At 52.1% G+C, this 10968-nt stretch carries 13 protein-coding genes; all 13 read left to right on the plus strand.

All coding sequences use genetic code 11. From position 1 onward, the window contains the following. The first annotated feature begins 19 nt into the window (after nt 1–19). The 13 genes from DFR47_RS19920 to DFR47_RS19980 all read left to right on the plus strand — a co-directional run bounded on the left by DFR47_RS19920 (nt 20) and on the right by DFR47_RS19980 (nt 10794). Nucleotides 20–1015, plus strand: a complete 996-nt coding sequence (locus DFR47_RS19920) for a tail fiber protein (RefSeq protein ID WP_113946268.1) — start codon at nt 20–22, stop codon at nt 1013–1015. Beyond that, nucleotides 1016–1450, plus strand: a complete 435-nt coding sequence (locus DFR47_RS19925; RefSeq protein ID WP_113946269.1) for a hypothetical protein — start codon at nt 1016–1018, stop codon at nt 1448–1450. Between the two features lie 144 nt (nt 1451–1594). Then, nucleotides 1595–3064, plus strand: a complete 1470-nt coding sequence (locus DFR47_RS19930) for a phage tail sheath subtilisin-like domain-containing protein (RefSeq protein WP_170137579.1) — start codon at nt 1595–1597, stop codon at nt 3062–3064. Between the two features lie 24 nt (nt 3065–3088). Next, complete coding sequence (locus tag DFR47_RS19935) at nt 3089–3604, plus strand: phage major tail tube protein (protein WP_113946271.1); 516 nt, start codon at nt 3089–3091, stop codon at nt 3602–3604. Nucleotides 3605–3642: 38 nt separating this feature from the next. Further along, nucleotides 3643–4074 carry a phage tail assembly protein gene (locus tag DFR47_RS19940; RefSeq protein ID WP_113946272.1) on the plus strand — a complete coding sequence of 144 codons (432 nt, stop codon included), beginning with the start codon at nt 3643–3645 and terminating at the stop codon, nt 4072–4074. A gap of 118 nt (nt 4075–4192) precedes the next feature. Next, nucleotides 4193–6991, plus strand: a complete 2799-nt coding sequence (locus DFR47_RS19945; protein ID WP_113946273.1) for a phage tail tape measure protein — start codon at nt 4193–4195, stop codon at nt 6989–6991. A gap of 5 nt (nt 6992–6996) precedes the next feature. After that, nucleotides 6997–7263, plus strand: coding sequence for a phage tail protein (locus DFR47_RS22415; protein ID WP_425373339.1), 267 nt, complete (start codon nt 6997–6999; stop codon nt 7261–7263). 58 nt (nt 7264–7321) lie between these two features. Further along, complete coding sequence (locus DFR47_RS19955; protein ID WP_113946275.1) at nt 7322–8461, plus strand: phage late control D family protein; 1140 nt, start codon at nt 7322–7324, stop codon at nt 8459–8461. Between the two features lie 8 nt (nt 8462–8469). Next, on the plus strand, nt 8470–8712 hold the full coding sequence (locus DFR47_RS19960) for a tail protein X (protein ID WP_113946276.1): 243 nt from the start codon (nt 8470–8472) through the stop codon (nt 8710–8712). Between the two features lie 90 nt (nt 8713–8802). Beyond that, nucleotides 8803–9639, plus strand: coding sequence for an N-acetylmuramoyl-L-alanine amidase (locus DFR47_RS19965; RefSeq protein WP_113946277.1), 837 nt, complete (start codon nt 8803–8805; stop codon nt 9637–9639). A gap of 37 nt (nt 9640–9676) precedes the next feature. Further along, a complete protein-coding gene (locus DFR47_RS19970) occupies nt 9677–10129 on the plus strand; it encodes a hypothetical protein (RefSeq protein WP_113946278.1) in 453 nt (150 codons plus the stop codon). After that, nucleotides 10126–10332, plus strand: a complete 207-nt coding sequence (locus DFR47_RS19975; RefSeq protein WP_113946279.1) for a hypothetical protein — start codon at nt 10126–10128, stop codon at nt 10330–10332. Before DFR47_RS19970 ends, DFR47_RS19975 begins: the two co-directional genes overlap by 4 nt. A gap of 129 nt (nt 10333–10461) precedes the next feature. Next, nucleotides 10462–10794: a hypothetical protein gene (locus DFR47_RS19980; protein WP_113946280.1), complete on the plus strand. Its 333-nt coding sequence runs from the start codon at nt 10462–10464 to the stop codon at nt 10792–10794. The last annotated feature ends 174 nt before the right edge of the window (nt 10795–10968 follow it).

The following is a 10968-nucleotide window of genomic DNA, read 5'->3' on the forward strand; positions in this document are numbered from 1 at the left end:
ATTTCGGAGGCGGTCACTGATGGCGTACCAGCAAAAGCGAAGCTCTGTAGTTGGGAAGGTGCCAACAGTCGCAGACTTCGGGAGCGATACCGGACAGCTCATTATCAACACAGCAGATGGTAAAATCTACATGCTGGTTGGCGGTGTTGTCAGGGCATTTTCAAATGATGATGACCTGCCAGCAACGGCGCCAATCGGCTCTGTCATTATGATGGCTTCTGATGACAAGATTGTTCCTCCGGGCTGCCTGCTCATGAATGGCGCACCCGTGACTGCAACATACCCAGAGCTGCGTGCTCACGGTATTGCTGCTGGCTGGGAGCGTAATGCCGCTGGCGATCCTCTAACTCCCGATATGGGCGGTTACTTTCCTCGTGGCTGGCGCCCAGGTCAATTAGTGGATGCTGGTCGTGTGTTTGGTAGTGCCCAAGAAGACGCTTTGCAGAACATTACAGGCGAATTTGAAACGGCTGATAGCACAGGCTTATTAACGGAAGGCTCTACACCAAAAGGGGCTTTTAAGAAGGGCGCTAAGAAAAATAGCGGTAATCCCGGTAGTGGTACTTCACAATATGCTGTGGCATTTGATGCGTCCCTTGTCGCCCGGACAGCCAATGAAACCCGTCCGATCAACCGCACATTTACGTACTGGGTGAAAGCATATCCTGCCAAGGTTGATACAGGCTCAATTGATCTTGCTAACCTGACACGGGATATTCAGGGCGTGGCCACCTCTGTAAGTGATCTCGATGCTAGAACGCAGGTAAAATTGAATGAAAAAATAGGGTTTTATACGGGGAGCGATGCTAATGAAATTAATTTCCCCATAGGCCACTATGTCGTTGTTCCTTCGTCAGGGAAACCGGCTAGAAACTCTACAGCGACTATAAGACTTGCCTCGGACAACGCCGTTTATAGCACTGGTGGTTCTGGGGCTGTATTGGCGGGTGTGTGGAGGCAGCGCGGTTATTTTGAATACTACAATAACTTCAATCTTTACCAAAGGGTTAGCTAAATGAAAATCCATGAAGTTTTTTCAGTGAGCGCAGATGTAGACGAAGCGTTGTTGATCGACATGGATTATTCGGGGCTGGAAGGGCGGACACGCGCAATTGTTGCATACCGCGAATCCGACCCATATAGCCCATTAACGCCGTTAATCACGCAATGGTTAGCGGACAATAATCCTGAAATCTTGCCATATATCCCACCAGAACCGGAACCGGAGCAGCCTATCTCTATTCCAGCAGTCACCTTCTGGGAACGCACGACAGAAGCCGAAGGTACAGCTATTGAGACTATGCTTAATCAGCAGCCATTTCGTGTTCGACAGATTTTCATGACTGCACAATCATACCGGTCGGATCATGAGCTTTGGCCGCTGTTACAATCCGCAGCTATTGGATTGTTTGGTGAAGAGCGTGCCGCAGAGCTGCTCGCTCAGCCATAATTCCTAAGTTCTAAACTAACCGTCCGCACCGCCCTTGAGGCGGTTTTTTTTATAGCCAAACTCGCAAAAACTAAACGGGTAACCAGCTCATCTTATTGATCTCCTTCCATTGAAGGAGAAATGACAAATCTCATGGAGAAAACTATGGCTGACATTTATCTTCACGGTATCGAGACCGTCGAAAGCAATAATGGGCCGCGTCCTGTTCAGACTATCGACACAGGCGTCATCGGCCTGATCGGAACCGCGAAGGACGCAGATCCGACCCTGTGGCCTCTTAACAAGGTTGTCCCGATCTACGGCTCGAACGGCCAAGTTAAGGGGCTCGGTGCGAACGGTACGCTCAAGGATGCTATTGAAGGCATCTTCGATAACGGTGGTCGCGTTTCCCAGACCATATTGGTGGTTCGTGTCGAAGATGGTGCAGACATCAAAGAAACAATGTCGAACGTCATTGGCAGCTCTACTGCCTTCACAGGTATGCACGCACTGCGTACTGCAGTTGGTGATCACGGCTTGAAGCCGAAGATTCTGATTGCTCCGGGGTTCACGTCTGTTCGTCCTGCTGACGGCATCTCTAAGCTCGAAGTAACCAGCAAGGGTGCCGGTTATACCGCAGCGCCAACTGTTACCATTACGGGTGACGGGTCAGGTGCAGAAGCCGTGGCGACGATCAACAGTGAAACTGGAGAGCTGGATGAGGTCGTTCTGACCAAGCCTGGCTTCGGGTACACAGCAGATCCGACCATTAGCTTGACCGGTGGTGGAGCGACGACACAGGCTGTTGTAAAGGCTACAGTTGGTTCAGTGGCAAACCCTGTTACTGTAGAGTTCCTGACATTGGCAAACCGATTCCGTGCTGGCGTGGTCAAGGACTCCACGGCGACCAATGCTTCCGATGCAATTCAGGATCGCAAAGATTACGACACTGACCGCCTGCTTATCGTTGAGCCTATGGTCAAGGTTTTCAAAGATGCGGAAGTTGTCTCTGAGGCATCATCGGCTCGTGTGGCTGGTCTTCAGGCTCGTGTCGATTATGAAGAAGGCTTCTGGGTATCCCCGTCCAACCATGTGGTTGAGGGCGTTGTGGGTATATCCCGTCCGATTGAACATTCGATCACAGACCCATCGGCAGAGTCACAGCTTCTGAATAAGAACGCAGTGGCTGTTATCGTCCGGTCTCCGAGTGGCGGGTTCAAGCTCTGGGGCAACCGTGTTCCATCTTCTGACAGCCTGCGCACATTCTGGGCGGTACGTCGCTCTCACGATACGATCATCGATTCTGTAGAGATGGCATCCGAGGTTTTCCTCGACAAGCCATTTAGCCTGCAGAACCTTGTTGACATTGCTGAGACGGTGAACAGCGCTCTGCGTCGTTGGACTGCGATGGGCGCAACTCTTGGCAGCCGTGTATGGCTTGATCCATCTCTCAACACCAAAGAGACATGGGCGAACGGCCAGTTGTTCATCAGCTATGATGCTGAAGCTCCGGCACCAATTGAGCACATCACGTTCGTATTCAACCGGAACTCCGGTTACTACACCACGCTCTCTGAGAACGCTCAGCGTGAAATCTCTCGCATGGCCGGTACTGTCGTCCCGCCTGCCAACTAAAACCTCACATAAGGAATACGTCCCATGAGGCATATTTTGCAGGGCTTCACAATGTATATTGATGGGCTCGACTTCGGTATCGACACCGAAGAGGTTGATCTGCCGCTGCCAAATCCGGTGACGCAGGAATACCGCGGCGGTGCAATGGATCTGGCTGTTAACCAAGCCATGTCTGCGATTGAAGCCTTGGAATGCACGGTGAAGATGGCTGGTCACAACCCAGATATTTTCAAGCGCATGGCTCTTCGTCCGGGCCAAACAACCCGCATCACATTCCGTGGCGCCATGCTGCGTGAACTGGATGGTGGCATTGCAACTCACGTCTGCATTGTTGAAGGCGCACTCAATGGCGGTACTCGCGACCGCTGGCAGCGCGGTGAAAAAGGCGGCATCGAGTTCTCGGTAAACAGCATCAAATACATGCGCTACGAGATCGATAACGACGTGGTGCATGAGCTGCAGGCGTGGCCGCCAAAGCGTGTCATTGACGGTGTTAACCAGCTCAATGGCGTAAACGCGGCTCTCGGTTATAGCGGCTAATCAGCCAAGTTATCTCTAACAAATAAGTGGTGGAAGAAATGAACCAAGTGTCAAAGTCCTTGACGGTTGAGCAGGTCGCAGCAATCGAAGCTCGCAATAAAGCCAAGGCAGATGTTGTTCTGCCGGAGTTTATCGCTCCGGTAGAGCAGCGCACATATACTGTAAAGCTGGAGTTCCCGGTGACGTACAACGGTGAGACAATCTCCGAGGTGACAATTCGCCGACCGCTGATGCGTGAGTGGCGCAACTATCTCCGTGATTGCAAGGATGCAGTCGATGCGGAAGGTCCGGGTGCTGATGATTATGTCGATCAGCCATGGGTCTCCATCCCAGCTGTTGTCTTGGAAAACCTCGACTTCAACGACGCAAGCAATGTGGAGGCAGCGCAAGAGGGTTTTTTCGCAAGATCCTCGTTGCCACCAGCAGCGGGACAAGAATCCCAGCAGACATCCAAAACTGGAAACCAATAGCCTTCAAAGTGATGAGGGAGTCCAGCGGCGGGGTCTCATTTGAAAGTATCATGGATATGACCTTTCCGGATCTCGTTGAGCTCTGGGGCGAGGCTATCCGAGCTTAATAGGTGTTACTATGGCTTCACGGGTTGCTACTCTCCGCCTTCAGTTGATCGACTCAATCACCGGCCCTGCGAAGTCTTCATCCAAGGCGCTCAAGGGGCTGGAGACAGCCATATCAAAACTCGGAAGCAAAGGCGTACCGGGAGCAAAGAACCTTGGAAATCAGCTCGACTATCTCAAAAGAAAGTCTGCTGACGTCGGTGAGTTCAGGGAGCTCCGTCGCGGCCTAGCTCAAGCTGGCGTGGCATTTCGCGATGCACGCTCTCGTGCTCGCGATCTTGAGCAAGCTCTGAACTCAGCGACTAAGCCAACGGCAAAGATGAGGGCTGACCTTCGCTCTGCCCAGACAGCGTTGAAGAGCACGGCTCAGGCATTTAATGAACAGCGCAGTGCTGTACGGAATGCAGAGAATGCTCTACGCGCTTACAGCCTTAATAGTCGTAGCGACATTGCCAAATCTCAGGCTCAGGTTCGATCACAGATCGCGCAAACGATCACCAAGATGCGTGAGATGGATCGTGAGTCCAGACGCGCACGTTCGCAATCATCAACCTCCCCTACTAGGTCTGCTCCCGCTCGCATATCTTCAGGAAGTGTGGCTGCTGGTGCAGCGGGAGCTTACGCAACAAGCCGTGGGGCAAATGTTGCCAAAGTCGCGTTTTCCGATGCAGTTAACTACGACCAAGCCAAAGCGTTTCGTGATGCAATCGGTTTCGATGTTTTCAGTGATGGCGACAAAAAGAACCTGAATGCACAGGCTGAGAGGATCGGCTATGAAACCCGGTTCACAAATGCTGATGTTGTTCAGGGTCAACTTAACCTTCTTCAAGCTGGCATCCGCGACACACAGCAGATCATCAATGCGATGGGGCCTATCACCGATTACGCTCTCTCTATGGGGGTAACACTTGATGAGGCAGCTACGACAATTCGAAGCACAGCACTCATTAAAGGCGTCGATCTGACGGACAAAGCAAAGATCATTCAACTTGTTGATAGCATGGTATGGATGGCTAAAAACGGTGGTATGGATGACAGCGATGTCAGGCAATTCACGCGATACGCTGGAGCTGGTCTGAAGAGTATCGGCATATCAGATCCTGTTTCCTCTGCCATGGCTGCCGTTCTGAAGAGAAATGGAATCCAAGGTGATGAGGCCGGTGTGTTTGCGCGAACAGCAAGCTCTAAACTTGGTGCTCCTACACTGAAGGGCCGCATGGCTCTGCAGTCAATGGGTATCGACTATGACGATTACGTGTCTTGGCCTGATGCTTTTAAGGTGGATGGCCTTGGCAAGATGATCAGAGAAAACTTCGGTAAATCTCTGACGCCTCAGATGAAGGAAGCGATCACAGAGTTCCTTGATACGGCAACTGTCTTTGACAGCGATGCTGGGGAGGAAATTTCTGTTAAGGCTGATCGCGGTGCATTTGTTGATGGTATCATCGAAACAATAGCTCCTTTGTTTGGCGACAAGTTGTCTGCAAAAGATCGTCAGGCTCTCAGTGGCAAGATCGGTGCATTCCATAAGGTTAGCGCGGAAAGTGTGGATGCCGAGGGGCTTATGATGAAGATCCTGAGTTCCAATGCAAGCCTTGCTCAGCTCAATTCTTTCTTCACAGACAGACAGGGCAACAGAGCGATGATGCTGGCTCGAAACTATCAGGGTTTCTTGCAGATGCTTGAGCTTATGAAGAACACTCCTGAAGGCATCACCAATAAGATCGGGACGAAAGCAAACGAGGGTCTGTATGGTGACTATACCCGTGCAACAGGTGCGATTGAGACAGCTCGTATCAAGGTCATTGAGGATTGGGAAGCTCCAATCCGAGGTATCCTACAAGCTACGGATTGGGTGGCATCTGAATTCGTAAAGCTCAGTGAATCCACCAGACGGCTTATCGAGGTTGTTGGCGCTGCTGCCCTTGCATTCGGTGCGTATAAGGCCGTCACTCTTGGAAGGGGGGTGCTTGGCAGGATTCTTGGTGCTGGTCGGACCGCTGCAGGAGGGGCCGCTGCAGGAGCAGTTGCAAAGAAAGGCCTTATGGGGCGAGCTCTGGGGGCGGCCGGACGGTTCGCGACCAGCCCGTTCGGCGCAGTAGCTGGATTGGTAACGCTTTCAGGGTCGACTGCCAATAATACATACACCAATGCGTCAGCAGAAGATCGCCAGAGGATGCGAGATGAAGCTAGAAAACGCACTGATGAGTACAATGCCAAAAGAGCAACTCAGCAGGCGGCGCAGCAGCATCGTGATGGGATAATAGTGGGCCTTGGGCAAGAGACGGTTACATGGGGTGTAGCCGCCCAAGAGGGTATGCGTGCTTACGTTGCGGCTCTAACCCAAGGCGGAGCTACCGCAGAGGCAAAGGCATCCGAGATTGAGGCAGAGCTGGTTAGGATCATGTCATTTGAGGCAAACCCTCAAGTGGCAACGGCCAGCCTTGAACGTGCTCTTGGTATTGCTCGTGAGCTTTCTGCAGTTCTCCGCACTGAACTTGGTGCAGGCGGTGACGGTGGCAGCGAAAGTGGAAACACCTCTATTGGTGGCGCACGCGCTGGTGGAGGTCCTGTGCAGGCTGGGAAGACGTATGCAGTTGGTGGTCGAGGTGTTGAACTCTTCACTCCGGCATCTAACGGCAACATCACTCCGAACAGCGCTCTCGGTAGCTCTGTCACTGTCCAGCAGACAAACCACTTTCATGGCGGCAGTCAAGGTGCTGATGGTGAGAAACTGGCGGTGATCCTTGATCGTCAGTTGCGCCGTTCTGCTCAGACTGCCTTCGGAAACATCTCGTATGGAGAAGCATAATGCTGATGGCATGGGGGCCGTTCCGGTTCACAGTACCGAGTTATTCGGTTGAAACGATGCGGCGCTCACTCCAGCCGCGTTCTGCTCCGCAGGATGTTATTGGAGCGGCTCCCATCATCCATAGACTTGGACCTGGCAACGAGGAGATTGTTCTGGAGTCCACGTTCCACCCAAGGCATCTCAATGGTAGAGGCCTGACACAGTTGGCTGGGGTTCGGCAGCAAGAATGCTTGCCATGTCATCTGTCCTTGGTGGCTTTAACTTTGGCATAGGGGTTGGCTTCAGTGGCGGCGGGATCTCGTTCAGCGCATCTCTGGAGGTTAACCTGTAATGTCAAAACCTATTTTTATGCTGAAGGCAAACGGTGTTGACGTCACTGATAAGGTTCAGGGCTCCGGCATAACAATGACAATCACGGAAGGTACTGGCAAGAAGTCAGACACTTTGCAGATTGTCATTGACGATATTGATGGTTCGGTTGCGTCGATTAAGACCGGTGCAATTCTTAATCCGATTGGTGGCTATGAAGGTGAGCTGCGAGATTTCGGGCAGTTCTCTGTTGATAGTGTCACCTATAGCGGTTGGCCGCAGCAGATTTCTATCGATGCAAAGTCCGTGTCTGCAAAGTCACTGGCAAAGCAGCGAGACCCAAAGTCATACCCTGTGAAGGAATACCCGACCTATGGCCACATCTTTGCAGAGGTGGCTTCCCGTGTCGGACTGACGCTCAAAATCAGTGCCAGCATAAAGGGTATTGAGAATGAGTTTGAAGCCCAGACCGAAGAGAACGGCTTGGAATTCCTCATGCGCATCGGCGAGGATCTCAATGCCTCTGTGACGGTAAAGGCCAATCATCTGGTTGTTGTCGAAGAGGGAGAAGGCCTCAACGTCAGCGGTGAGGAGATGGGGCTGATCAAGGTGGCGAAGGGCTTCAACATCCTGAAATACTCCATCACCGAAAAAGATGAGCCGAAACACAGCAAGGTCGAAGCCTCCTATTATGACCGGAAGAAGAACAAGAAGGAGACCGTGACGGAAGATACCGGATCGGATGGTCCGACGTTCTGCATCCGCGCACCGCGGAAAAGCAAGGCCTCTGCAAAGCGAGCTGCCAAAGCTCAAGCCAAACGATTGAAGCGTGCTGAGCGTGAATGCTCCTTCGATATCAACGGAAGCCCATTTGCTCAGGCAGGCGCTATGGCGCTGGTGTCTGGGTGCAGGCCCAATGTTGATGGCCGGTGGCACATCAAGACGGCAACTCATCAATTCTCTGCCAGTGGTCCATATACCACGTCGCTGTCATGCACGGCGCCATCTGATAACAAGGGATCTTCTTATGGGAAGAATGACCCGGTACGCTCACCGGCAACAGATGCCCCGAATGATGGGATTCCAGTGCCGACACCTCGTCCGAATTATGAGGCCGGTGCGCCGTCACTGACGGGGGATGGCTCCACCAATATTGCTTAGGAGCTGCCATGAAGAACCGTGTTGTATCATCCAGCACTGGAGAGAGTGTTTACGTTACAGTTGACGACGACATGCTCGATGACATCGCTTACGTATTCTATGGTAGCCACGCCAAGAACACTGAGCTTCTCATTGAAGCCAATCCGCATGTGCTGGATCTCGATCTATTGTTGCCTGCAGGAACGCGTATTGTTTTGCCGCGGATCGCGCAGCCAGTTTCACCGAAGCCATTTAAGCAGCTTTGGGATTAATCCCGCCGAAAGGTGAGGTAACGAGCTGCCGCTCTCTCCCTTCCACCCAAAGGGCGGCGGCTCTTTTCTTTTCACATTTAGGAGAACGCCATGTCGCGCATCCCCGCGCCTTGGATGCCTGCTGTACCTATGAAGCGGATCATCTGCCATTGGACGGCCGGAACCAACAAAGCCAACGACGTTGACAAGAAGGCATACCACATCCTGATCGAAGGTGACGGCAGCCTTGTGAGAGGTAAGCCGACGATCTCAGCGAACTCCGGGTCTCTGAAGGATGGTTATGCTGCACACACCTTAAATTGCAACACGGACTCTATCGGAGTGTCTCTCTGCGGGATGGCCGGTGCAATTGAAGCGCCGTTTAAACCTGGCCCCTATCCCATCACGAAACCACAATGGGCAGTGTTCATTGACGTGGTGGCCGAACTGGCATCGCATTACGATATTCCGGTCACGCCTAAAACTATTCTGTTCCACGCTGAGGTTGAGCCAAATTTGGGGATCAAACAACGGAACAAATGGGACATCACCCGCCTGCCCTTTGATCTTTCTCTGATTACTGCTGCTGCTGTGGGGAACCTCATGCGGTCATCTGTTGCTGCACAGCTAAAGAGCCAAGTCGTAGTGCTCGAACCTATTCCGGTTGGGGCAATAGCTGTCACCACATCGATCGTCAAAACGCGGAGCACCAAGGACGGTCCAGATACTGGCTCAATTCCTGCAAACGTAAATGTGGAAGTTGCTGTAGTCGACGGCATGCTGATCCGAGTTGAAACGCCGGCTGGATATCTTGTGTGGGCAGACCGGACAGCTTTCAAAATGGTCGACGGTCCTCAAGTCGAGACAAACACTAAAGCGGATAGCCTTCGTGATGTTGTGACATCTCTACGCTCATTGGCTGAACAAATCGAAGCCGCCATCGCTTAACCTCTGCCGTAACGGCTCATTCATTTGGAGTATAAAAATGTACAGCAAGCTCTTCGCCTGTGCGGTACTGGTTCTTGCGGCTGTTTTGCTGGTTCCATACCTTGCAATTGCTCAGGATACCGGCACGCAAGTTAACCTCGATCCACTGATTGACAGCTTGTATCCATATGTTCTCACCATTGTTGGCGCAATTATCGCAGCTGCAACGGCATGGATTACAAAGAAGATAAATGATTGGACAGGGATTTCAATTGAAGCCCGGCACCGTGAAGCGCTGCAATCAGCGTTGATGAATGGCGCGCGCTATATTGCGGCCGAGCATAAGCCCACTGGTGTGTCCATTGATTTAAAGAACCGGCACCTTGCTGCCGGCGTTCGCTTTGTTCGGGATTCCGTACCAGATGCCATCAAGCACTTCGGGCTCACAACTGAAGATATTGAAAAACACTTGGTTCCTAAAATCAGTCAGCTCGTGGCCGAAAGCAAATGAGCGCACTCTCAATCCTGACAGTCCTTCTGAAGCTCGCTGCGTTTTTCGCGCGGCGGGCTGAGCGGCTGGATATTGAAAAGGCAGTCCTCAATGAAATTGAGAGCATCCATTCCAAGCGCGTTAATCGCGCTGTCAGCGCTCGTGATGACGTCATTGCTGGTCGGGTGCCAGATGATAAGCCAGACCCATACCAAAGGGACTGACGTAGCTATCGCGGCAGATGTCTGTCGTGTGTGGCAACCAATAACCTACTCCAGCCGTGACACTCCCGAAACGCGGCAGGAGATAAAAGCAAATAACGCGGCAAGAACCGCTTACTGTGGGGAAATGAAATGAGCTGGCAAGATCTCCTTCGTGACTTCGGGGTCAATCCGGAAGTCTTCATTGCCGGTGGTGCCGGTGGTGTCCTTCGAGCACTATCTCGTAAGAAGATTAGCCTCGTTGAACGAATACTGTCTCCACTATCGGGAGCTCTGGCCGCTGCGTATCTCACAATTCCAGTCGTGCATTATGCTGTGAAACTCGGCTTTCCTACACCGGACGATCCACAACCTGCTGTTCTGGCAACAGGCTTCCTCGTCGGCACCAGTGCTATGTGGATTAGCGATATTGTCTTCGCAGTTATCACGCGGCGGTTAGGGCTGAGAGATACTGAAATTAAGTGATTGAAATTTGCCCCGCTGCCTGAAAAGGTGGCGGGGCTTTTTTGCGTTTACAAATCCAAATTCTGTGTAAGTTTTCGTGTAAGAAACTGTGTAAGAATTAACAACGTAATCTCAACTTAAACCGCGCAAATCTGGGCTTTTCACTTATAGTTCAAGCCGCGCCGTCCGCACCAC

This window comes from Pseudochrobactrum asaccharolyticum, assembly GCF_003314995.1.
Lineage (GTDB): Bacteria > Pseudomonadota > Alphaproteobacteria > Rhizobiales > Rhizobiaceae > Pseudochrobactrum > Pseudochrobactrum asaccharolyticum.